Raw genomic sequence first — 22151 nt, 5'->3', positions numbered from 1 at the left:
AGTCCATCCGCAGGTCGTACGGGCCCACGGTGCTCAGCCCGTCGGCCGAGCCGGCCCGGCCCCGTCAGCCAACCTCCGTCCTCCCGTCGCAGAACACCTCCGTGACGAGCTTCTCCAGCTCCTTCGGGAACACCTGTGCCGGATCGATTGCGGCGTCTCCGGTGGTCACCGAGGCGGTCAGGGTCCTACTGCCGTCGGGTGTGCCGTACATCAGCGCCCCGTAGCCTCCGGGGGCACTGCCGTTGTGGTGAAAAATGGTGCCGACGCAGTTCGGGCCCGTGTCCTGCACGAACAGCCCGAGGCCGTAGCGGTAGTCGCCGCTCTTCGGGTGCGGCTTGCGCATCTCGGCCAGCAGCGGGCCCGGCAGGAGCTTGCCGCCCATCAGCGCGGAGAAGAACGTCTGGAGATCCTTGGTGGTCGAGATCATGTCACCGGCGGCGGACAGCAAGGAGGGGTTCTGGCGGGTGACGTCGACCGTCTTCCACTGGCCGGCGTCCTGGTAGCGGTAGTAGCCGTGGGCGTGCGGCCCGGGGAACCCCAGCCGGGCGCCCGGCACCACAGTGCCCGACAGCCCGAGCGGCCGCAGGATCCGCCGCTTCATCTCCTCGGCGTACGAGCGGCCGGTGACCTTCTCGATCAGCAGCCCGGCCAGCGTGTAGTTGGTGTTGGAGTAGCTCCAGTCCGTCCCCGGCTCGAACCGCGCCGGCTTGGACAACGCCAGCCGTACCAACTCCTCGGGCCGGTAGGTGTGGAACCGGTTGTCCACCCATTCCTTTCCCGCTGCGGGGATTCCCGGCGCGACCGTCCCGTCGGGGTAGTACTCGCCGGTGTAGTTGAACACCCCGCTGGTGTGCTGCAGCAGCATCCGCACCGTGATCCGCCGGTCCAGCCCGAACCGGGGCAGGTAGTCGACCACCGGGCTGTCCAGCCCGATCCTGCCCTCGGCCACCAGTTGCAGCACCAGGGTCGCGGTGAAGGTCTTGGTGACGCTGCCGACCCGGAACCGCCCGTTCGTCGGCGGCTTCGCGGCCTCGTCCAGCTTGCGCACCCCGGCGCTGCCGACCCAGTCGCCCAGCTGATCGTGCACGCGCAACTGCACCCCGGCGAAGCCGGAATCGACGAATGCCTGGATGGCCTTCTGTAGCTCCGGGCGATCCTGCCCGGCGGCAGCCTTCGGCAGGGCCACGCTGTTCGCGGTGGCTACCCCGGGTGCGGCCACCCCGGCCACCCCGGCCACCCCGGCCAGCAGCGTGACCGCAAGCGCCGTGACCCCCACTCGCCGGACGACCTGCGGCATCCGACCCTGTTGTTCCTGGTACCCCTGATTGTTCCTGGAACCTCCCGGTCGACGCCGCCGAGCACGGGCCTGTCCTGGGAAGCCTTGCGCAGCCCCGAGGCCGCGATCGCTGAACTGATCATGGCGATCACGATGACCCGGCGCCCTGACGCCGAACGGTCACCGCACTGACACCGCCCTGACACGGCTCGAACCGCTCCGCAAACGCGTGCTGCCTACATCGTGGACCAGTTCACGAGACCAGTGACGAAACCTCAACCGGCGGCGGTACGAATGCCGAGGCCGACCAGGATCGCGCCGGTCAGCCGGTCGAGCGCCCGCCGGACCCTGGCCGTACGCAGCAGCCGGGCGGCCGCGCCCGAGATGGCGGTCCAGCCGGCGAGCCAGCAGGTGTGCAGCGCCGCGTGTGCCGTGGCCAGCACCAGCATCGGGACCAGCACCGAACGGTGGGAGTCGAGGAACTGCGGGGCGAGGGTCAGGTAGACGGCGGCGGCCTTGGGATTGAGCACGTTGCCGAGTAGCCCCTGGAGATACGGATGGTGCCCCCGCCACGGCAACCGCCGAGGCCCGGACGCCGCCGGCTCGGTCCCCGCCGGCTCGGGCGGGTGGGAATGCCGGTGGCGGGTCGCCGACCAGAGCAGCCACAGCCCGAACCCGACCAGGTAGGCGGCGCCGACCAGCTTCACGGTCCAGAACGCCTGCGAGGAGCGCAGCACCAGCGCGGCGAGGCCGACGGCGGCGAGGGTCGCGTGCACGTAGATCCCGGTGACCGTACCCAGGATCACCCACCAGCCCTGCCGCCGTCCGCCGGCCGCGACCCGCGAGACGACCAGGGTCAGGCTGGTCCCCGGGGTCGTGGTGATCGGCGCGACGGCGACGAGGAAGCCGAGTACGGAGACGCCGTGCACGCTCAGACGACCACGCGGTAGTGGGTGGTCAGCAGTCCCGTGTCGTCGTAGACGTGGAACGCCACGCCGGGCGGCTGCCGGAAATCGAGCAGCGGCCCCTCGCCCTCCCACGGCATCCGGAGCGTGGAGGCGACGCCGGGCGCGATCAGCAGCGGCCGGCCGGCGAAGGTGCTCGCGGCGGCGGTGTGGAAGTGCCCGGTCAGCACCGCCACGACCTGCGGATGGGCGGCGAGCAGTTCGGCCAGGGGCTCGGCGGGCAGCAGCCGGATCGGGTCGGCGACGGGATGGTGCAGTTCGACCGGTGGGTGGTGGAAGGCGACGAAGACGGGCGCCCCGGCCGGCACCGAGCCGAGTTGGTCGGCGAGCCAGCCCATGGTCTCGTCGTCGAGGTGCCCGGCGTCCTCGCCGGGGATCGACGAGTCGGCGAGCAGGAAGACCGCGCCAGCCACGTCGTACCGGGTGTTGATCGGGCCGGTTCCGCCGCCGTCCTCACCGAGCAGACCCTTGCGGTACGCGTCGCGGACATCGTGGTTTCCGGGGCAGACCATGACCGGTAGTGGCGACGCGAAGAGCTTGGCCGCGGTCCGGTACTCGGCAACCTCGCCATGGTCGGCGATGTCCCCGCTGATCAGGATCGCGTCGACGGGACGCGGCAGGGCGTGCAGGTAGTCCATCACCCGGGCGGTCCGCTCGGCCGAGCGGGGATGGCTGTCGACATGTGTGTCGCTGAGGTGTGCGATGACGAGCACTGACGTCCCCCTAATGGCTTTTCCCGTCGTAGGCATTAGGGACGCTACACTTGGCTCAGTCGGCCGGACAAGCAGGTACCAGGTACCAGGAGGAGACCGGATGTCCCAGCAGCTCGTGCTCGCCCTGGCCAGCACCATTCGGCACGACGGCAACGGTGGCGTCGCCGACGACCTCGCCGACGTCGGCGGGCTGGCAACCTGGCTCCGGGAGCAGGCCGAGCCGCTGCGGGAGTACGCCGCCGAGCCGCTGCGGTTCACGTCCGAGTCCGAGTCGGAGTCCGACACGGCGACGCCCGACGAGCAGTTGCGGCTCGACGTGGTCGCGTTGCGGCATGCCGTGCGTACCCTCTTCGCGCGGGCGGTCCGGCCCGGACCGCCGAGTCGGGCCGACGCCTCGACGCTGCTGCCCGTGCCGGACGCGGTCGACCAGCTCAACCGGGCCGCCGGGCAACTGCCGGTCCGGCCCGTGCTGAGCTGGCCGGACGAGGCGACGCCGACGGTCAGTTGGCACGGCGAGGCGGCCGATGCCCGGCGGCGGCTCACCGCCGGACTGGCCCGGGCCGCGATCGAGTTCCTGGCCAGTCCGGCCCGCGACCAACTGCTCGCCTGCCCGGCGCCGCGCTGTGTGCGCTACTTCGTCAAGGACCATCCGCGCCAGGAGTGGTGCAAACCGTCCTGCGGCAACCGCGCCCGGGTCTCCCGCCACTACCAGCGCCACGCGGCGAACCGCTCGTAGCTCGGGTCACTGGTCGAGGTAGGCCAGTACGGCGAGTACCCGGCGGTGGCCACTGCCCGACGGCGGCAGGCCAAGCTTGGCGAAGAGCGTGTTGATGTGATTGCTGACCGACTTCTCGGTGATGACCATGTGTTCGGCGATCGCGGCGTTGGTGCGCCCCTCGGCCATCAGCCGGAGCACGTCCCGCTCCCGTGGCGTGAGCGTGTTTCCTGGTCTACCTCTTCTTCGTACTGGCCACCGCGGCGAGCGCCGTCGGACCCGTGCTGATCGGCCGGCCGGTAGCCTGGCTCGTCCTACAGTTCCTCGCCGTCGCGGCCGTCGTCGCCACCGTCGCGACCGCGCTGTCATGGCGACGTCACCGCCGCGACCTCACCTACTCCGATCGGCTCCGACTCGGCCTGCTCACCGTCGGCGGCCTGGTGTTCCTACCCTGGGCGACCTACTGGGGGCTGCTCATGCCGTGACGGCGACTGTCGGTACGGGGGCGACGCCGAGTCACCGGAGGATTCTGGGCGACTCGGCATTCGCCGTCGTCCGTATGCAGGAGATCGGAGCCTCTTGGCGCCGGATGAGACCCGTCGGTGGGGTCACGACGGCTGATCGGCATCACGAAGTGTCGCCACTTGACCACTATGGATGATCTAGTCCTGGGCCAAGACTGCGTCGGTGACCTATCAACCGAATGACCCGTCCGCGTACCCGCCGGGACAGTGGCGATCGATGCATCCACCGGCGGCCGGAGCGCCGTCTCAGGTCGGGGTATCCCGATCGCGAACGGGTCTGCTCGGTCGACTCGGTCCAGGGCAGAAGGCCGCGCTCTTCGTCGGTGGGCCGGTGCTCTCACTCCTGATCTGCTGCGGCGGGCTGGCGGCGATCGGGAACAGCGTTGATCCCGAGACCGATTCGGCAAGCACTTCCTCGTCGGCGGATTCGCCTGGTCCGGGCGCGCCGTCCTTGTCTTCGAGTGCCGAAGCGACTGACGCCTCGGGGGTCGCGAGTCCCGCGCCCACCTCGGCAAGCCCCACGGCTGAGAAGCGGAAGGTCACGGAGACTCGCAGTATCCCGTTCGGTGAGCGGACCGTGAAGGACTCTTCCCTGGCCAAGGGCAAACGCAAGATTCGGACTGCGGGAGTGAAGGGATCGAAGACCCTCACCTACGAGGTCACGTACGTCAACGGCGTGCAGACCGGCAAGAAGCTCGTCAACGAGGTGGTGACCAAGCAGCCCGTTACCCAGGTCGTGGCGGTCGGCACCAAGGAGAGCCGGCAGTGCGATCCGAACTACAGCGGCTGCGTGCCGATCGCCAGCGATGTCGACTGCGCGGGCGGTAGCGGCAATGGTCCCGCATACGTCAGCGGCCCGGTTAGGGTTATCGGTGACGACATCTACGACCTGGATCGTGATGGTGACGGTTACGGATGCGACGACTGAGGTCGACGCTGGATGACCAGCGTTGGAGATGTCGTTGCCGTCCTGACGGTGGGGCTCGGGCGAGTCCGTGACAGCCGTAACCTTCTCGTCAAAGCGGCTGAGTCTCTGGCCTAGGCGCATGCCCGGTTTGCCACAGCGGTAGGGAGGTCGAGCGACGCACGGGCCGACGCCGCCGTGAGTCTGCTCACCGACGCCCACGGTCGCCTGCAACGGGCCGACTCTGCCCTCAGCCAGGCCCTGGCGAGCGTGACGCTCTACATATCGGCAGTGGGCGCTGACCCTCCCGCCGTAGACGTCGGCCAGGTTGCCAACCGATCTTGGCCTTCCTTGGCCTCCTCGTCACCCGGCGGACCAGTTCCCGGTTTCGTTGCCCGGGCAGCCGAACAGCTACAAGAGTTGCTGCCACGCGGGGTGAAGACGGTCGGCATGTTGGCGACCTCGGATGGCGCTGTCCGGAGCAAGCCCGTCTGGAGCGGCGAGGAGGGCCCCGCGGCGGGGGCGCCGGGTCTGCGACGGGACTCGCCCCGGCGGTGGCATCAGAACGCCGCCGCGACCCAGCATGTCGAGGGGCATGTCGCAGCGATCATGCGGCGACCCGAGGGCCCACGACATGCCGTCCTCGTCGTGTCGAAGCGCCCGTGTCCCGGAGAGCTGGGTTGTCATCGGCTACTGCCTGAGCTGCTACCGAAGGGTGCGACACTGACGGTGTATGTAGCCGGAAAAGACGCCAGTCCCCGACTGTGGAAGACGTATCTCGGGACCGGGGAAGGGGTACCGACGTGAGCAGGTACATCGTCACGTGGGGCCTGGACGAACAGGCCGACGACACCTACCGCGTGATCGTCGGCAACGTTGACGAACTGGACCGGGTCCTCGACACCATCGAGCGAACCAGCGACGACGACAACGCGGCGTACGTCGTCACGATCCTCGCCGAGGACGACCCGGATGCGCACCGGGCCATCCAGATCGGTGTAGGGCGGTCAGACCGTGGCTTCCTGCTGTATCTCGGAGAAGACGGCGGCTACGGCTACGAGCCAGGGCTGTCACCATGGCCGGAGACCGTCGTGTTCGACTACAACGGCGAGGCCACCGAGTACAAGCCGGCGAGGACCAGGATCACGCCAGCCGTTGTACGGGCCGCAGCGCGCGGCTACCTTACCGCCACCCGCCCGCAAACGATCGCCATCGACCCGAACGCCTGATCCGATCCGTCGGCCAACGGCCCTGCCTCGACACAGTTGGCGTTGCCGTCGGCGCTTCGGCTGCTGATGTACCAGGCCACCGGCGGCAGGGTCTCGCTCATGGCAGTTCCTCCGCGATCGTCGCGATCAGCTTTGCCGACTCGCGCGGGTCGAGTGCGTCCTCCCGGACCTGATCTTACGCCTCCCGGAACCGCTCAGCTTTTGCCGATTCGAGGTACATCTGCCGGCTCGGCCCTCCTGACCGGACCCCGGCCGGAAGCTCGCCCGACCGGCCGGCTACACGCCTGATCCCGGTCACCCGCCCTCGCCGGGTATAACGAACCGGGCCTGGCCCTTCTCCCACTCGGCGGCGGGACTCGGCGCTCCGCTCCGGCCACCACGGGCGTCCGGATAGAACGCGGTGTCGCTCCAACCGATGACGATCTCGATCTCGGCATCCGGGCCCAGTTCGTGGCGCTCCAGTTCGACCTCGTCGGTAGGGATCTCGGAAACCCGCATCCGGACGATCTCCTTCGGGATGCGTAACGAGAGCACCGCCGTGCTGGCCGGGTCCACCTGGGCGAAGCGGGGCAGCGCCCCGGTCGTCGACGGGATCAATTCGCGGCCCTCGTCGGTGAGGCGTACCAGAAAACGCCCGGTGGCGTCGTCGAAGACGATGGCCCGGAGGTCCGAGATGTAGTGCACGGCGCGGTCCGGGCTGGGATTGCTAAGCTCCACCGCCAGCTCGATCACTCCCGTCCGCCGGGAGATTCCTGCCATCCTGGCCTCCAGGCGTGGTTCTCGTTCCCCGCCGCCCGAGGGCTCGGACTCGCTGTGAGTCATGTTGGCACTCCTTCGCTCCGTTCGGCGGCTCTACCTCGTTCGGCGGGTTCCCTCCGCCCGCCGGGTTCGCTTCGCTCGGCGACCGCTCTCGCGATCGCGGTCGCCGTCGGATGTCTCTCGGCGAGCCGGCGCAGGAAGACCCGCCGTGGCCCCGGGTTGCGCAGCAACGTGGACTCCAGAATGTCGAGTTCGCGTCGGGCGGTAGCGAGGTCGAACGCTCCCCAGCAGGTGTCGATGGGCAGGTTGCCGGCCCAGTCGTCGACGGCCTCGGTGAACCAGCGCCCGACCGCGGCCGACGGTGCGCCGGTGCGGACCAGCCGGAGAAGCAGGTGGTACAGCCGTACCGGCTCGATCAGCCCCCAGGAGACGTGCGGATCGGGTAATGCCCGACCGGCGAGCAGGCTGGCCACCGTCTGCTCTGCCGGACTCAACCCGGCGGAACCGTGATCCAGGATGATCGCGAGCGCACGGACCAGCGCGGAGCGCGCCGCGCTGGTCTCCGCCGGATCGTCGAACGCGGCGACGCAGCGCCGGCCAAGTTCGTCCGGATCGAGGCCGTCGATCGCGTGGTCGCGGACCAGGCGCAGGATCCGGATCAGCGGCCGGACGAACCCGTTCAGGGCTGTCGCGCGCACGTCCAGATCGGTGGCCATGATGCCGATGACCTGCGGGCTGAACCCGTAGTACGCGTAGTGCAGCGAGTCGAAGAAGGCGTGGCCCACCTCGCTCCGCCGGAGGAACTGGTCCCGCAGCGTACGGAGTTCGGCCACCTCGACCGAGAGCGGTGAGCCGGACGAGACCGACGCGACGATGCAACAGTTCCCGTTACCGCCTCCGCCGCAACTCCGGCCGCAGTGAATGCCGGGATCCCTGAGCACCACCGGTTCGCCGTTGATGGCCGCGAGTTGGATGCGCATGTCGTTCTCGTCCGTGATCGCCGCTCGCTCCTCTGGCGACGACGGATTGCAGGCGGGGGTCAACTGCCGGACGGTGCCGGTGACGATCCGGAACGCGTGCGACAGCTCGTGGTACGCCATCACCGGCAGCGACAGTCGCAGGTCAAGCGTGCCGCGGCTGCCGGCCCTGGCCAGGCAGTATCCCTCGCCGTCCTTGTCGCTGGTGTCGTAGATGACCACGCACGAGACAGTGCCGTTGAGCGGGGCGCCCGGTCCGGTCGTACCGGCGGGTGCCAGGGCCGTACCACCAACGGTGGTGATCAGCGTGCCGTCTCTGAGTGTGAAGTTGGGGCCGACGGCCAGGACGATGATGTCGATCCCGGCCGGGTTGACGGCGAAGTTCGTGTTGACCAGAGCGGCCAACCGGGTCGGCGGGATTCCCGGATCGGTTCGCGCGTACGTGACCTGTTGGAGATTGCCGGTCGCGGGGGCGAGGCCGATGCCGGTGTCGAGGTTCGCGATCACCGTCAGGTTCGCCATCGCCAACTCCGGCTGTACGGTGCCGGCACCGACACCGGCCGCGTCGTTCTGGATGAACAGCGTCACCGCGGTCCCCCGTTCGAGTCGGGCGGATCGGCCGGCGTCCAGTCCTGACCGTCCGGCTCGTACGGCTCCAGCGTCGGCACCGGGCACGCCTCGGGGCACGCCTCCGGCTCCTCGGGATCCGGCGGGCAGCACCTGGCGAGATCGTTCCTGACGTCCCGCAGCCGGTCGAAGTCACCGGCCGCGGCCGGCTGGATCCGCTCGGCGATTCCCTCGACGCGTTCCGCGATCCTGGCCACGGCCTGCCCGATCCTGATCTGGGTGGTCATCTTGCGGGTGATTCCGCAGAGCAGTTCGTTGGTGTTCTCCAGCAGGCAGATTACGGTGTCGTGCTGCTGGCTGTGGTGTTCCGCCTGGACCAGCGCCGCCTTCTGGACCTGCCAGATCGCGAACAGCCCACCGGCGAGGTTGGCAAATCCCTCCCGTAGGTGGAGGTCGAGAGTGGACACCGCGCCGTTCAGGGTGACCAGCTCGGTCCGGATCGCACCGCAGGCGTTGGCCGTCGCGGCGGTGTTGACGTTGATCTCGTCGAGCTTGGCGTTGATCTGGTCGGCCACGTCCTGGAGTGACGGCACGGCCCCTCCTCGGTTAACGCCGGCCCGGTCGTGTCACGGGCGCGGCTTGTCCCCCCAGTAAAGGCCGACGATTGGCCGTACAAAATGCGTAAACCATGACGGATCAACGACCCGAAATGGGCTCTCTTCGGGCGGTCGGGCCGCAGCGGCTATCGGATCTGAGACAACCCCGACCGGAGGGCCCGAAGACCTGTGAACAGCGTCAGCGGCGGCGACGCATGACGGCGTAGACATTCGAGGTGTTGAAGCTGGACATCGTCACCAACTCCCAGCCGGCCGCTTCGAGCGCCTCGGCCGCGGCCATCGCGTACGTCGCCGGGTCGAACCGGAACCGGGGCTGGGCGACGATCGCGAGGTACCGATGGGGGTACGTCGTCAGGTCGAGCCGGCCATCGAAGACCGCGGAGGCCCTGACGGAACGCGTACTGGCAATCGCCTCGGGACTGTCGGGTGCGGCCACTCGGAAAGGATAGGTGAGGGCTCCGGGAGCGGTGACGAGCGAGGCGGGCCCGAACGGGGGGACGTCGTGCGGGTCCTGACCCCCACGATGTCCCCCGTTCACGGCGTGTCCGGGCCTACTGCTGGAAATTGCCGGGGCCGAGGATCTGCCAGGTCGGGGTCTTCGGGTCGGTGATCGAACGGTGCGGCACGGTGAAGCTCAACGCCTGCTTGCTGGAGCGCTTGATCGCCCAGAGCTTGGACCGGTCGCCCGAGTGTTCCCAGGCGATGCCCTGACCCTCGACGGCGGGCAGGGTGACGGTGCCGACCCACTCCAGCTCCGCACCACCGGACGGAAGCCTCATCACGTACGCCTCGCCGAGGTCGTGGCCGGTGAGCCAGAGCCGGCCGTCGGGGCCCCACGATCCACCGGAGTTGCTCATCGGCGTGAACCGGTCGAGGATCCGCTTCGGGATCGTCCAGGCCTCGACGACCCGGAACTGGTCGTCCAGCTTGACGACCTGGGTGTTGTACGTCCCGCCGTACGGCTCGGTTTCGCCGTCCGCGATCTCGTCGTAGTTGGCGAACCCGGCCCACCACGCGCCGTCGTGCCGGTCCAGCCAGGTCAGCGAGCCCCGGAAGATCCCGAAGCTGTACGTGTCGAGGTGTCGCATCGTCCTGGTGTCGAAGACCTCGATCGAGCTTTCCATCGGCGACTCGTCGTAGTTGGAGTGCCCGGCGTACAGCTTTCCGTTGACGACGACGCCGCTGTCCAGGTGGATGATCGGACCGTCGGGGTTGGACACGAACTGCAACAGCGCCCGGCCGGTTGCCTTGTCGTGCTTGGTGATGCTGCGATTGTCGACGACGTAGAAGTACTTGTCGTCGACGGCGATGCCCTGGTTCGCGTCGAACGCGTCGTAGCTGCGGGCGAGGGTGGCGGTGTACACCGGCGGTTCGGCCGCTGCCGCGCTCACGCCCGCCTCGGGCACCCGGTTGACGGGCGTCGGTCCGGACGCCTGGGCCGGCACGAGGCCGGCGGCCAGGGCCACCGCGCCGGCGGCAACCGAGGCACCCAGCCCGGTCACGATCCTGGTACGGGTCGGCATGATCTTCCTCCAGCGAAGTCGGACGTACGGCTGACGCCGGCCGGGGCGCGTCGTCGTGCCGGTACCGGTCCGGCCCGGCGACGACGGGCACCCGGCGTGGCCCCGGGGAGAGCTTCGGTGGCGGACTCATCGGTCACCCGAACCAGCTCGGGCGATCCGATGAATTGATCATGAAGGGCGGCCCGAAGGGATCAGGAGGGGAGGCCGGACGGCGCCTCCGGCGGAAGGATCCGCTCGACGAGATCGGCGATCAGTTCCTCGCGCGGAAACGGTGCCAGTACCTCCGGCACGGTGAGGTCGTCGACCAGCAGGCCGCTCATGGCGAGATAGAGCACGAGCACCGTGGTCTGGTCGCCGGGCAGTTCCGCGTCGAGATGGAACCGGATGCTGTCCTGGAGGTTCGCGCTGAACACCTCGGTCAGTGCGGCCTGGAGTTCGGGCCGCCGGGTGGCTTCGAGTCGTAGTTCCAGCATGGCGAGGTAACTGCTCCGGTCCCGGAGCATGCGCCCGTGCAGTTCCCGCATCAGTTGGGTGACCAGGGCGCGGTTCCGTGGTGCCCGCATGGTGGCGGCCACCTCCGCCTCGACCGGGGTGAGGCGTTCCCGGGTCCGCCCGGTCACCTGGCCGAGCAGGTCGTCCCGGTTGGTGAAGTAGTTCGACGTGGTGCCGCCCGGCACCGCCGCCTCCGCGTCGACGGCCCGGAAGGTCAGCCCGCGTGAGCCGTCGCGGGCGAGCACCTCGATGGCGGCGTCGAGTAACGCCCTACGTCGAGCCGGGTTCTGCCGCATGAGGTCCCCTCGTCGTCTCGGGTTGACACCACTTCGAGTGTAGTACTACGGTCAAATCACTCCATCTGGAGTACTTTAACAAGAGTGGTTTGAGGGGAACAGGCAACAGATGCGCAAGCTCAGTTATTACGTCGCCACCACGATCGACGGGTTCATCGCCGGTCCCGACGGACAGTTCGACTTCTTCCCGCTTGAGCCGGACATCCTGGCCATGATGAACGCCGAACTGCCCGAGACCGTACCCACGCACTTCCGGCCGGCGGTCGGGCTGACCGACGCCCCGAACCTGCGGTTCGACACGGTCCTGATGGGCCGTGGCACGTACGAACCCGCCCTGCAGGAGGGGATCACCAGCCCGTACGCCCACCTGCGGCAGTACGTGTTCTCCCGCACCCTGAGCAGTTCCGATCCGGAGGTGGAGATCGTCTCTGTCGACCCGGTGCCCTTCGTCCGGCAGCTCAAGCAGCAGGCCGGGCTGGACATCTGGCTCTGCGGCGGCGGCAACCTGGCCAGCCAGTTGCGCGGCGAGATCGACGAGATGGTGATCAAGCGGTATCCGCTGGTCATCGGTGCGGGCATCCCGCTGTTCGACGGTCCGTTCGACCCGACCGGCTTCACCGTCACCGGCACCCGGACCTTCGAGTCCGGCACGTCCGTCACCACCTTCACGCGGACGTGAACCGGATCGGTGCGGCGATGGGCCTGCCGGGCCGATCGGGAAAACGCTGTGGCCATGCCTTGGACGCTGCGGGGAAGATGGCCCGGTGCGGATTCGAACGGCTCGGCCGGCGGAACTTTCCGCGCTGCGCGACATCGAGCGGGCCGCCGGGCAGATGTTCCGGGATCTCGACATGCCGGAGATCGCCGATGACGAGCCGCTGCCCGTCGACGAACTCGCCACCTACCAACGTGCCGGCCGGGCCTGGGTCGCGGTCGACGCCACGGACGCGCCGGTCGGGTACCTGCTCGCCGATCTCGTCGACGGCGGTCTGCACGTCGAGCAGGTGACGGTTCATCCCCGCTTCGCGCGGCGGGGAATCGGCCGACTGCTTCTCGAACACCTCGCCGGGTACGCGAGGACGGTCGGCGTACCGGCGCTGACCCTCACCACCTTCGCCGACGTGCCGTGGAACGCCCCGTACTACGTGCGGTGCGGGTTCGTGGCGCTGGACGACGACGACCTCACCCCCGGACTGCGCGCGATCCGGGCCCGGGAGGCGGCGCATGGCCTGGAGCGGTGGCCCCGGGTGTGCATGCGCCGCTGGCTGTAGCGATCTGTTCGGGCGAGCACGGCAATGGGGTTGGTCTCCGGCCGAGGGGGTACTTGCCGCCGTGGAGTCCCGGCCAGATCCCCGCTACCAGGCACCCCTTGCTGCGCTGGGTAAGCACGTGCGTAGCGCGGTGACCGGCGGGCGGCAACGGGGCGACCGGGCGGGGAAGTTGCGGATCCGTCAGTTGGAGGTCATGGCGGTGATCGCGGTGCAGGCCGGTGTCGCCGCGGCGCTGGCCGCGTGGCTGGCGCGTGATCTCCTGGGTAATCCCAACCCGGTCTTCGCTCCCACCGCCGCGGTCGGCACGATCGTCGCCGCCATCGGCCAACGAACCCGCCGCACCATCGAACTGTTGATCGGCGTGGGGCTGGGACTTGTCGTCGGGGATGGCCTGATGTTCCTGATCGGGACCGGGCCATGGCAGACGGGCGTGATCGTGACCCTGGCCGTCGGCATCGCCCTGGGCCTGGTGGGACACGGTGGGACCGTCGTCGGCCAGGTGGGCGGCACGGCGGTGCTGATCGCGACGCTGTCCCCCGTCGAACGCAACCTGGAGATACCCCGTGTCGTGGACGCGGTGACCGGCGGCGTCGTGGGCCTCGCCGTGGTTTCGCTGCTGCTGCCCCTCAACCCGATACGGATCGTGAACCGTGCGGCCGGTCCCGTCCTGCACACCCTGACGACGCAGCTCCGCGAGACCGGGAGGGCGCTGCGCGACCAGGATTCGGACCGGGCGTGGCGCGCGCTGACGGCGCTGAGGTCGATGTCGCCGGACGTGGAACGGTTGGGGGAGGCGATCAGCGGCGCACAGGAGGTCGTGACGATCGCTCCCGCGCGTTGGAGCCGGCGGCGGGACTTCGAGTACTACGCCCAGGGAATCGAGCACCTGAAGCGGCTGATCAACGACTGCCGGGGGGTGGCACGGCGGGCGGCAGTCTCCATGCGGTACCGGGAGCCACTGCCCGACTGTCTGTCCGACGCCGTCGAGGTGCTGGCCGATGCGGTGTGGCGCCTGCATCGGCAACCGGGCAGCGGACGTACCCGGGAGATGGTCCGTCGCCGGGCGTTGAAAGCGGCGGAACTCGTCGGCCGAGCCCGCCGTGAGGGGGTGGGAGCCTACGGTGACGCCATCGTGACGCAGGTTCGGATCGCGGCCAGCGATCTGATTCGGGTGACCGGCCATCCCGCCGACGATGCCGGCCGGTTGGTGGGGAACGCCGCCCAGCGAGGTGAGTCGAACGGCCAGGCCAACGAGGACCGCGATCCGTGAACAGGCCGGTTCCGGTTCCTGACCGGAACCGCGAGGGCAAGGACAGCGGTCAGCCTGCCGGCGCGGGGATCGGGCCCGGACCGGGCAGCCGGTTCGGCGCGGGGAACTCGTCGAGAACCAGCAGTTCGGTGCCGGGTGGCACCTCGGCGAGCAGGAGTTGCTGGCCCTTCCTGGTCAGCCGGATGCAGCCGTTGGTGGTGTTCCGGCCCAGTTCCCGGTCGTGGTACCAGGTGTGCAGTCCGATGTGGGCGCCGCGCAGGCTGGAAGGGACGGATTCCGCGTCGTGCGGTACGGCGCCGAGGGCGAAGACCTCGGTGTCCGCGTACACCTTGCCGGGCAGGGCCGATCTGCCGAGGATGAAGGTGCGGCCCAACGGGGTGGGAGTGACCCTCGTGCCGAGGCTGACCGGCCACGACCGGACCAGTGTGTCGTCCCGGTACCAGTGCAGCCGGTGGGTCCGGCGGACGACGACGATCAGGTCCCGTAACGCCGTGGTGGTCCACGGTCCGGGTGGTATCCACGCGATGCTCCGGTTCACGGAGGGGAGTAGTACGGCGACCCAGCCCGACCGGCGGGCGACGATCGGCATCGTCAGCTCGACTCCGCTGATGGTGGGGGCGAGGAAGGCCCGGGGCCGGCCGCCGGGCGCGTCGTACGCGGCGACCCGGCGGATCGGTCGCAGGCCCTCGCCGAGTCGTACGGCCGACATCGGGGCAGGGTCCCGGGGAAATCCGCGCGGCGCCGGTCCGTAGTCGACCACCGGCAGGTCGGCCGGTGGCGGCGGCACGGTCAGCGGCGGCTCGGGCTGCGTGGTGAACCCGGTCGGTTGGATCGGCTCCGCGCCGGCGGGCGGCTGTTCGGTCGACCGCCGTGGCGGGGGCGAGTCGCTGAGCACCACCGTCAGGACGAGGGCGCCACCGAGTACGGCGAGCGCGGCGCCGGTCCAGCGGCGTGCCCGTCCCGGGGCTAACGGGTTTATGCGGACAAAAGCCACCCAACCACTGTAGGTGATCGACTGCTCTCGCCCGGTGACCCGGGGCCCGCGTGTCCGGGCGGCCGTCATCCGGCGCGGACCACCGCAGCCGGTCGCGTGCCAGACTGGCGTGATGGATGATCATCCTCAGGTCCGCCAGCTCCGGCTGGTGGTCACCGCCGACGACTACGACGAGGCACTCCGGTTCTACCGCGACGTGCTGGGTCTGCCGGAACGGGCCGCCTTCTCCTCACCGGACGGCCGGGTCAGCATCCTGGAGGCCGGTCTGGCCACGCTGGAGATCGCGGATCCCGGGCATGCCGAGTACGTCGACGAGGTCGAGGTCGGCCAGCGGGTCGCCGGACACATCCGGGTCGCCTTCGAGGTCGACGACGCGCCGGCGGTCACCGCCACCCTGGCCGATGCCGGTGCGACGGTGATCGCCGAACCGCGCCGTACCCCGTGGAACTCGTTGAACTCCCGGTTGACGGCGCCGGGGCATCTGCAACTGACCCTCTTCACCGAACTGGGGGAGTGAGCCGGCTGGACTGTCGCCGGGGTGGTCAGAGCCGGATCGGCATCAGGATCGAGAAGGCCCGGTCGTCGTCGAGTCGGCGTACCGCCAGCGGTCTGATCGGGCCGTCGAGTTCCAGGACCAGTTGTCCCGAGCCAGCCGCGTCCAGCGCGTCGAGCAGGAATTCCCGGTCCACCCCGACCCGCACCACGTCCGGATCGATCGGAGCGCCGGCACCGGCGACCGTCAACGCGTTCCCGGCGTCGACCGTGAGCACGCTGACCGCGCACTGCGCGCCGTCCTGCTCGCGTACCACCGTCCGGGTCTCGGCGGCGGCCAGCCGCTCGCGCAGCCCGGCCACGTCGACGGTCACCCGGCGTCGACCCGGACCGCCGGTCGTCTCCCGCAGCAGCCGGCGGTGGTCCGGGAAGTCGTGGTCCAACGGGGTGCCGGTCACCCGCCGATCGCGGAACCGCAGGCTGATGCCGTCGGCGCCGAGGGCGAGCGTGGCCGGCCCGACCCCGGTCAGCAGTGCGCGTGCCTCGTCGACGAACCCGACCGGAGCGAAGACGGCGGCGGGGCCGCACCCGTCGGCCGTGCCCTCCAGGTCGGCCGGGTCACCCCCTACCTCGGAGAAAGCCATCCGGTACCGGTCCGTCGCGACGAGCCGCAGGATGCTCCCGTCGACCTCGAATTGGATGCCGCCGAGCATCGGCAGCTCGGGATCGTCCCCGACCGCGAAGCGGACGGCGTCGACCGCCGCCGCCAGGTCCCGACCGGGTACGGTCAACCGCCTCCGAGCCCCGGTAGTCGTCCCCGCCGACGGGTCGAAGAGTGCCCGGAGCCGGTGGACCTCCCGGCGGGCGTCGGTGAGACCGTCCTCCAGCCGGCGTAGATGCGCGTCCAGCAGTTCGGGTACGGCGGCCGGATTCGACGCGCGGAGATCGAGCAGTCGGGTGATCTCGGCCAGTGGCATGCCGACCCGGCGCAGCCCGGCCACCAGTCGGGCGGCCGGAACCTGCTGCTGGGCGTACCGCCGGTAGCCGCTCCCGGGGTCCACCAGCGCGGGCGCCAGTACGCCGGCCCCGTCGTAGAACCGCAGCGCGCTGACGCTCAGCCCGCTGGCCCGGGCCATCTCGCCGATGCTGAGCAGCTCAGTTCGCACGTCCACGTCGGGGAATTCTGCCGCCTCGACCAGGTCGAGGGTCAACCCGCTCCGTCCACCCGTCACCGGGGTGCGTCCGGCACCCCGGCGCCCTGCCGCCGGACAAGGGTACGAGAAACGCGTACGCCGCAATCCCCGTCGCCGTAACGTGCATGCTCCTCGGACGTTACCGATCAGTTGCGATAATCCCCCGGATTCGTGCTGGCAGGAACTGGTTGTGAGCGGCATCCGTGCGTGTTACGGTATCGGCACACTTCGATGGCTTGGCAATGCGAATCCTGTTTCTCCACCAGAGACCACGTACGGGGGCGTCGTGCGTGTGAGAAAGTCGCTGTTCGGCGCCGCACAAAGATGTGCCGCAGGGGAACCCGACCGATGATTCGCTGAGATGTCGCGGACCACGGCCACCGCCGTTCCGGTCCGCAGTGCCGTTGCCGATCAATGGACCGGCGACCGCCCAACTGTCACGAGCTGTCTCCGCCTCCAGAGCGCCATCAGCGCCGGCCGGAGTCGCGCACCGTCCGCGACCGTAGGTTCTCCCTGGTCAGGTGGGGTGACTACGAATCGCGACGCCCTGCTTCCGCCATCGGGTATACCCAGCGCCTCCGGCCGCCGCCGTCACGCTGTCATTCGTCAGAAAGGGAGAGAAAACACCATGCGCGGATTCCGAGTCAACCACAGTAAATCGCTACGGATTCTGGTGGCGCTGAGTTCGGCGGCGATTATGGCCGCCGCGTACGCCGGCGCTGCCGCAGCCGCTCAAACGGCACCGAACACGGCGCCGGAAGCCGGACAGTGTGAGTTCTCTCAGACATTGTGTCTATTCGAGGGAACTTCGTACGCAGGCGCCCGGTTCACCGTCTCGGCGCTGAATCCCACCGTCGGCGTCTGTGTCGACCTGGTCGCCCACGGCTGGGCAGACCGTGCCCGTTCGGGGATCAACACGAACAGCCGCGCCGCCCGCCTCTACTCCGACGACGACTGCACCGGCAGTTCAATCTCGATCTCCGGCAGCAACCCCGGCTTCACGTTCGGGGCGGAGAGCGTGTACGTCTACTGATCGCCTGGTCAGCCAGCCGCGCCGACTCCTCGGCAGTCGTGCTGACGCCACCGGTCCGGCCAGGCCGGCGTGGGCCGGACCGGTGGCGGTCGGTCGTTCCGCGGCTTCGTCGGACGCCGCGGGGTCGGAGTCCAGGTGCTACGGGGTCAAGACGACCCGGACGCAGCCGTCCGTCCGGTCCCGGAACAGGGTGTAGCCGCGCGCCGCGTCGTCCAGCGACAGCCGGTGCGTGGCCAGGTACTCGGGCCGCAACTGCGCCCGTCGCATCCGGTCCAGCAACGTCGGGACGTAGCGCTGGCCGTGTTGCCGGGCGCCCCGCACCGCCAGCCCCTTGTTCAGCACCGCGCCGAGCGGAAAGGCGTCGACGAATCCGGCGAAGGCGCCGAGGACCACGACGCTGCCGCCCTTGCGAACGGCGTACACCGCCTCGCGTACCGTGATCGGCTGGTCCGCCCCGGGTCGCGCCGGTCGGTGGAGCGGGCCCGCTGCCGGATCCTCCGCCCCGATCCCGACCGCCTCGATGCAGACGTCCGGTCCCCGGCCGCCGGTTCGCTCGCGTAGCTCCGCGCCGACGTCGACCCGCTCGTAGTTCAGCGTCTCCGCCCCGGTGTGCCGTTCGACCAGGGCGAGCCGGTCGTCGATGCGGTCGACACAGATGACCCGATCCGCCCCGAGCGTCACCGCTGCCCAGGCTGCCAACTGACCCACCGCGCCACAGCCCCAGATCGCGACCACGTCACCTGGGCGTACGCCGCCCAGGTCGGCACCCATCCAGCCGGCCGGCGCCGAGTCCGAGGCGAACACCGCACGCTCGTCGGTCACCTCGTCCGGCACCCGGAACGCACCGTGGTCGGCGTAGGGCACCCGCACGTATTCGGCATGGCTGCCGGCGAAGCCGCCGAGTGCGTGGGAGGAGCCGAAGCATCCGGCCGGGACCGCCCCCCAGGCCAGCTCCGCCGTTCCCGGATCGGTGTTGCTGTTGTCGCAGCAGGAGAAGAGTCCCTGCTGGCAGTACCAGCACCGGCCGCAGGCGATGACCGAGCAGACCACGACACGGTCGCCGACCGAATGCCGACGTACCTCCGGCCCGACCTCCACCACCTCACCCAGGAACTCGTGGCCGAGTACGTCGCCGGCCCGCATCCCCGGAAAACGGCCACCGATCAGGTGCAGGTCGGAGCCGCAGGTCATGCTCTGCCGTACCCGCACGATCGCGTCCTGGGCGTTCACGATCCGCGGATCCGGCAGCCGCTCCACGGAGATCTCGTCGGGGCCCTGCCAGCAGAGGGCCCTCATCGCTCATCACGCTCCTCGGCTGCGATCCGCCCGTCCTCGCCCGTCCTCGCCCGACCCCGCCGGTTCTCGCCCAGTCCCGGCTGATCCGGCTGGTCCCGCCCGCGTCCCGAGCCGTCATCTTCCGGAATCGGCGGGTGAACCCGGCTCGTCCGCAAGGGGTGAACCGCGACGGTCGGGGTATCCGCGCCTCGGGCAATGACCTGGGTGGGCCGGAGGGGGGACCGTTGTCGACGGAACGGATCGAGGATGTCGCGACCGCGCCACCGCCAACCGGCGCGACGGTGCTGACCCGCCCGGACGCCGGTCCGACGGCGCCGTTGCTCACCGCGAAACTGGCCGTCGTCGCGCAGCCCGGTGCGGTTCTGCTGCCCCGGCCCAGACTGTTCGACCTGCTCGACGCGGGGGTGGCCGGTCCGCTGACCCTGGTGTCGGCGTCCGCGGGGTGGGGCAAGACGGTGTTGCTGAGTTCCTGGTACCGGGCCCGCGGCGCAACGGAGAACCGAACCCTGGCATCGGCGGATCCTCCCCGGCTGGGCTGGCTCTCGCTGGAGCCGGGAGACGGCGGGGACCGGCTCTGGTCATATCTGGCCGCGGCGTTGGGATCGGCCACGAGCGGACAGGAACCGGATGCCGGGAACCAACCGGCTTCCGGGTACGGACTGGAGCAGCTCGCCGACGAATTGACCCGACGGGCCGAACCGGTCACCGTGGTCCTCGACGACCTGCACCAGGTGGACGACCCCGAGGTGTCGAGCGGGTTGGAATTCCTGCTCCGGCACACGGCCGGCCGGCTCAGGCTGGTGGTCGGCTGCCGCAAGGACCCGGGGCTCGCCCTGCACCGCTGGCGGCTCAGCGGCGAGTTGACCGAGATCCGCGCCGCCGACCTGGCGTTCCGCCCCGAGGAGGTCGCGGACCTGTTCTCCGCGTACGCGGTTCCCCTGCCGGCGGAACAGATCCGGGGGCTGCACGGTCGTACCGAGGGGTGGCCCGCCGGCCTGCGGTTCGCCGCTCTCGCCATGCCGGGACACCCCGATCCGGCCCGGTTCGTCGACGAGTTCACCGGAGAACATCCGGCGGTCGCCGACTACCTGACCGAGGAGGTGCTCGCCGGTCTGTCCACGCAGGCCCGTGACGCGCTGTGCCGGGCCTCGCTGGTGGCGGGGTTCTCGGCGGACCTGCTCGACGCGTTGACCGACCGCGCCGATGGCGATCGGCTGCTGACCGAGCTCGACCGGCACGGTGGGTTCGTGCTCCCGCTCGGCGGCCGACCGGCGGCGTACCGCTGTCATCCGATGCTCGGCGAACTGCTCAGGGCCGAGTTGACCCGGCGTCCTGTGGAGCAGGTGGCGCGGCTGCACCGTCGGGCAGCTACCTGGTTCGCCGCCAACGACCTGCCGGGCGAGGCCCTCCGGCACGCGCTCGCCGCCCACGACCGGGCGTACGCGATCACCGTGCTGCTCCGGCACTGGCCGGACCTCGTCCCGTACGGCCAGTGCGGTCCGGTCCGGCCGGTTCCGCCGGCACCTGTCGCCGAGCCGGCCCGGACCGATCCCGAACTCGGCCTGGCGTACGCGGCCGAGCGGCTGGACGGACAGGATCCGATCGCCGCGACCGGTCACCTGGACCGGGCGTCCGAGTACGCGGAGCTGCTCGACGACGCGCGCCGGGGCCGGTTCCGGCGGATCGCCGCAGCACTGCGGCTGGCCGTCGCCCACGCGGCGCCCGACGAACCGGCGGTCCGGGCCGGCGTCGTCGACCTGCTCCGGCCGGCCGGAACCGGGCCGGCCGGAACCGAGCCCGACGGAATTGGGCCCAATGGAACCGGGCCCGACGGAACCGGGCCCGATGGAACCGATCTGGAACTGTGGGGGCGGACCGTGGCGCGGATCGTCCCCGCCGCGCTGCGGTTCGGAACCGGGCAGGTGGCCGCCGCCGAGGTGGACATCGCCGACGGGATGGCCGAAGCGAGCCGCGCCGGGCTGGCCCGGACCGCGCGGCTGTGTCTCGGGCGGCTGGCACTGGCCAGGGCGATCCGGGGCGAGTTGACCGCCGCCGAGCAGGCGGCCCGGGCGACGCTGGGCGCGACGCCGTTCGGTGGACTGGTCCGGCCCGCCGATGACGTACATGCCCACCTGGCCCAGGCCCTCGTCGCGTTGCACCGGGACCGGCCCGACGACGCCGAGTCCAACGTGGTGCGGGGCACGAGGGCCGCCGAGGACACCGACGAACCGTTGGTCATCGGGCTGATCGGCATGCTCCAGGCGGAGTTGCTGCGCGATCGGGGCGACCTGACCGGGGCTCACCAGGCGTTGACGGACAGTCGGCGGCGGCTGGGCGACCGGGCGGAGGCCCCACCGCTGGCGCACTGGCTGTCGGCCGCCGAGGCCGGGCTACGAATCGCGCACGGCGATGTCGAACTGGCCCGTGAACTGCTGACCCCGGCCCTGACCCGGGGCGCCGCGCCGGTGGTCGTCGCGCTCTCCCGGACGTACCTGCGGGCCGGGGATCCGCGCGGCGCGGCGCGTACGCTGCCGGACTGGGATTCCCCGGACGGAGCCGACTGGCCGTTGCCGGTCCGGCTGGAGGCCGGCCTGCTCGACGCGGAGGCGGCCCGGCTGACCGGCGACCGCCGTCGGGCCGCGCGGGTCCTGGAACGGGTACTCCAGTTGGCGGAGCCGGAAGGCTTCCGGCGGGTCTTCACCAGGGCCGATCCGCCGGTACGGGAGCTGCTCGCCGCCCATCTCGACGCGGGAACGGCGTTCTGGCCCCTGGTCAGCGAACTGGTCGGCGCCATCGACCGTGCGGGCAGACCGTTGCCGACGCCTGCGCCGCTGCTCGGCGAGCCGCTCACCGAGCGGGAACTGACCGTGCTCCGCTACCTCCAGAGCATCCTGTCGAACGTCGAGATAGCGGCTGAGATGTCGCTCTCGGTGAACACCATCAAGACGCACGTCCGCAACATCTACCGCAAGCTCGACGCGACCCGACGCCGGGACGCCGTACGCCGGGCCCGCGAGCTGAACCTGCTCTGAGAACGGCCGGGCG

At 70.2% G+C, this 22151-nt stretch carries 24 protein-coding genes; 11 read left to right on the top strand and 13 right to left on the bottom strand.

The genetic code is table 11. The features are described 5' to 3' along the window. Positions 1-64: 64 nt before the first annotated feature. From ACFP2T_RS42500 to ACFP2T_RS42490, 3 genes are all read right to left on the bottom strand, one after another. Entirely contained in the window at positions 65-1297 is a 1233-nt protein-coding gene (locus ACFP2T_RS42500) for a serine hydrolase domain-containing protein (protein ID WP_377432616.1), read from the bottom strand. Positions 1298-1551: 254 nt separating this feature from the next. Then, complete coding sequence (locus ACFP2T_RS42495) at positions 1552-2205, bottom strand: LysE family translocator (RefSeq protein ID WP_377432614.1); 654 nt, start codon at positions 2203-2205, stop codon at positions 1552-1554. 2 nt (positions 2206-2207) lie between these two features. Next, a complete protein-coding gene (locus ACFP2T_RS42490) occupies positions 2208-2954 on the bottom strand; it encodes a metallophosphoesterase (RefSeq protein WP_377432612.1) in 747 nt (248 codons plus the stop codon). Positions 2955-3054: 100 nt separating this feature from the next. Here ACFP2T_RS42490 and ACFP2T_RS42485 point away from each other — a divergent pair, with 100 nt between their 5' ends. Continuing rightward, positions 3055-3690, top strand: a complete 636-nt coding sequence (locus ACFP2T_RS42485) for a CGNR zinc finger domain-containing protein (RefSeq protein ID WP_377432610.1) — start codon at positions 3055-3057, stop codon at positions 3688-3690. 6 nt (positions 3691-3696) lie between these two features. Here the strand turns inward: ACFP2T_RS42485 and ACFP2T_RS42480 are convergent, their stop codons facing one another. Further along, positions 3697-4038, bottom strand: coding sequence for a response regulator transcription factor (locus ACFP2T_RS42480; RefSeq protein ID WP_377432608.1), 342 nt, complete (start codon positions 4036-4038; stop codon positions 3697-3699). Here ACFP2T_RS42480 and ACFP2T_RS42475 point away from each other — a divergent pair. From ACFP2T_RS42475 to ACFP2T_RS42460, 4 genes are all read left to right on the top strand, one after another. Then, positions 3951-4154 (top strand): hypothetical protein, encoded by a 204-nt coding sequence (locus tag ACFP2T_RS42475; RefSeq protein WP_377432662.1) that lies wholly within the window; start codon positions 3951-3953, stop codon positions 4152-4154. The genes ACFP2T_RS42480 and ACFP2T_RS42475 overlap by 88 nt on opposite strands. A gap of 370 nt (positions 4155-4524) precedes the next feature. Continuing rightward, positions 4525-5121, top strand: a complete 597-nt coding sequence (locus ACFP2T_RS42470) for a G5 domain-containing protein (protein WP_377432607.1) — start codon at positions 4525-4527, stop codon at positions 5119-5121. 174 nt (positions 5122-5295) lie between these two features. Further along, entirely contained in the window at positions 5296-5904 is a 609-nt protein-coding gene (locus ACFP2T_RS42465) for a DddA-like double-stranded DNA deaminase toxin (protein WP_377432606.1), read from the top strand. After that, positions 5901-6326 carry an Imm1 family immunity protein gene (locus ACFP2T_RS42460; protein ID WP_377432605.1) on the top strand — a complete coding sequence of 142 codons (426 nt, stop codon included), beginning with the start codon at positions 5901-5903 and terminating at the stop codon, positions 6324-6326. The genes ACFP2T_RS42465 and ACFP2T_RS42460 overlap by 4 nt, the downstream gene beginning before the upstream one ends. Positions 6327-6620: 294 nt before the next feature. Here the strand turns inward: ACFP2T_RS42460 and ACFP2T_RS42455 are convergent, their stop codons facing one another. The 6 genes from ACFP2T_RS42455 to ACFP2T_RS42430 form a co-directional block, all read right to left on the bottom strand. Then, complete coding sequence (locus tag ACFP2T_RS42455; protein ID WP_377432603.1) at positions 6621-7148, bottom strand: hypothetical protein; 528 nt, start codon at positions 7146-7148, stop codon at positions 6621-6623. Beyond that, on the bottom strand, positions 7145-8650 hold the full coding sequence (locus tag ACFP2T_RS42450) for a hypothetical protein (RefSeq protein WP_377432602.1): 1506 nt from the start codon (positions 8648-8650) through the stop codon (positions 7145-7147). The genes ACFP2T_RS42455 and ACFP2T_RS42450 overlap by 4 nt, the downstream gene beginning before the upstream one ends. Next, entirely contained in the window at positions 8647-9222 is a 576-nt protein-coding gene (locus ACFP2T_RS42445; protein ID WP_377432600.1) for a hypothetical protein, read from the bottom strand. The genes ACFP2T_RS42450 and ACFP2T_RS42445 overlap by 4 nt, the downstream gene beginning before the upstream one ends. Positions 9223-9424: 202 nt before the next feature. Then, a complete protein-coding gene (locus ACFP2T_RS42440; RefSeq protein ID WP_377432598.1) occupies positions 9425-9682 on the bottom strand; it encodes a transcriptional regulator in 258 nt (85 codons plus the stop codon). A 115-nt stretch (positions 9683-9797) separates the two neighbouring features. Further along, positions 9798-10769 carry a hypothetical protein gene (locus tag ACFP2T_RS42435; protein ID WP_377432596.1) on the bottom strand — a complete coding sequence of 324 codons (972 nt, stop codon included), beginning with the start codon at positions 10767-10769 and terminating at the stop codon, positions 9798-9800. Between the two features lie 191 nt (positions 10770-10960). Further along, entirely contained in the window at positions 10961-11557 is a 597-nt protein-coding gene (locus tag ACFP2T_RS42430; RefSeq protein WP_377432595.1) for a TetR/AcrR family transcriptional regulator, read from the bottom strand. A gap of 109 nt (positions 11558-11666) precedes the next feature. On the opposite strand from ACFP2T_RS42430, the gene ACFP2T_RS42425 reads away from it, so the two are divergent. The 3 genes from ACFP2T_RS42425 to ACFP2T_RS42415 all read left to right on the top strand — a co-directional run bounded on the left by ACFP2T_RS42425 (position 11667) and on the right by ACFP2T_RS42415 (position 14098). After that, positions 11667-12236 (top strand): dihydrofolate reductase family protein, encoded by a 570-nt coding sequence (locus ACFP2T_RS42425; protein ID WP_377432593.1) that lies wholly within the window; start codon positions 11667-11669, stop codon positions 12234-12236. 34 nt (positions 12237-12270) lie between these two features. Continuing rightward, complete coding sequence (locus ACFP2T_RS42420) at positions 12271-12828, top strand: GNAT family N-acetyltransferase (protein ID WP_377432658.1); 558 nt, start codon at positions 12271-12273, stop codon at positions 12826-12828. Positions 12829-12946: 118 nt separating this feature from the next. Beyond that, a complete protein-coding gene (locus ACFP2T_RS42415) occupies positions 12947-14098 on the top strand; it encodes an FUSC family protein (protein WP_377432592.1) in 1152 nt (383 codons plus the stop codon). 49 nt (positions 14099-14147) lie between these two features. Here ACFP2T_RS42415 and ACFP2T_RS42410 read toward each other — a convergent pair whose 3' ends face one another. Next, positions 14148-15092 (bottom strand): L,D-transpeptidase, encoded by a 945-nt coding sequence (locus ACFP2T_RS42410; RefSeq protein WP_377432590.1) that lies wholly within the window; start codon positions 15090-15092, stop codon positions 14148-14150. Between the two features lie 112 nt (positions 15093-15204). Here ACFP2T_RS42410 and ACFP2T_RS42405 point away from each other — a divergent pair, with 112 nt between their 5' ends. Continuing rightward, the gene (locus ACFP2T_RS42405; RefSeq protein WP_377432588.1) at positions 15205-15609 is read left to right on the top strand and encodes a VOC family protein; all 405 of its coding nucleotides are present in this window, start codon (positions 15205-15207) and stop codon (positions 15607-15609) included. Positions 15610-15634: 25 nt separating this feature from the next. Here ACFP2T_RS42405 and ACFP2T_RS42400 read toward each other — a convergent pair whose 3' ends face one another. Further along, a complete protein-coding gene (locus tag ACFP2T_RS42400) occupies positions 15635-16720 on the bottom strand; it encodes a DNA polymerase III subunit beta family protein (RefSeq protein WP_377432656.1) in 1086 nt (361 codons plus the stop codon). 685 nt (positions 16721-17405) lie between these two features. Between ACFP2T_RS42400 and ACFP2T_RS42395 the strand changes: the two genes are divergently transcribed. Next, positions 17406-17810 (top strand): peptidase inhibitor family I36 protein, encoded by a 405-nt coding sequence (locus ACFP2T_RS42395; RefSeq protein WP_377432586.1) that lies wholly within the window; start codon positions 17406-17408, stop codon positions 17808-17810. Positions 17811-17948: 138 nt separating this feature from the next. Here ACFP2T_RS42395 and ACFP2T_RS42390 read toward each other — a convergent pair whose 3' ends face one another. After that, positions 17949-19106: a zinc-dependent alcohol dehydrogenase gene (locus ACFP2T_RS42390; protein WP_377432585.1), complete on the bottom strand. Its 1158-nt coding sequence runs from the start codon at positions 19104-19106 to the stop codon at positions 17949-17951. A 224-nt stretch (positions 19107-19330) separates the two neighbouring features. Here ACFP2T_RS42390 and ACFP2T_RS42385 point away from each other — a divergent pair, with 224 nt between their 5' ends. Next, the gene (locus tag ACFP2T_RS42385; RefSeq protein WP_377432584.1) at positions 19331-22138 is read left to right on the top strand and encodes a winged helix-turn-helix domain-containing protein; all 2808 of its coding nucleotides are present in this window, start codon (positions 19331-19333) and stop codon (positions 22136-22138) included. Positions 22139-22151: the final 13 nt, after the last annotated feature.

The organism is Plantactinospora solaniradicis (genome assembly GCF_042658085.1).
GTDB lineage: Bacteria > Actinomycetota > Actinomycetes > Mycobacteriales > Micromonosporaceae > Plantactinospora > Plantactinospora solaniradicis.
Note: the sequence above shows the minus strand (reverse complement) of the source record. Positions and strands in the feature narration are given on the sequence as shown.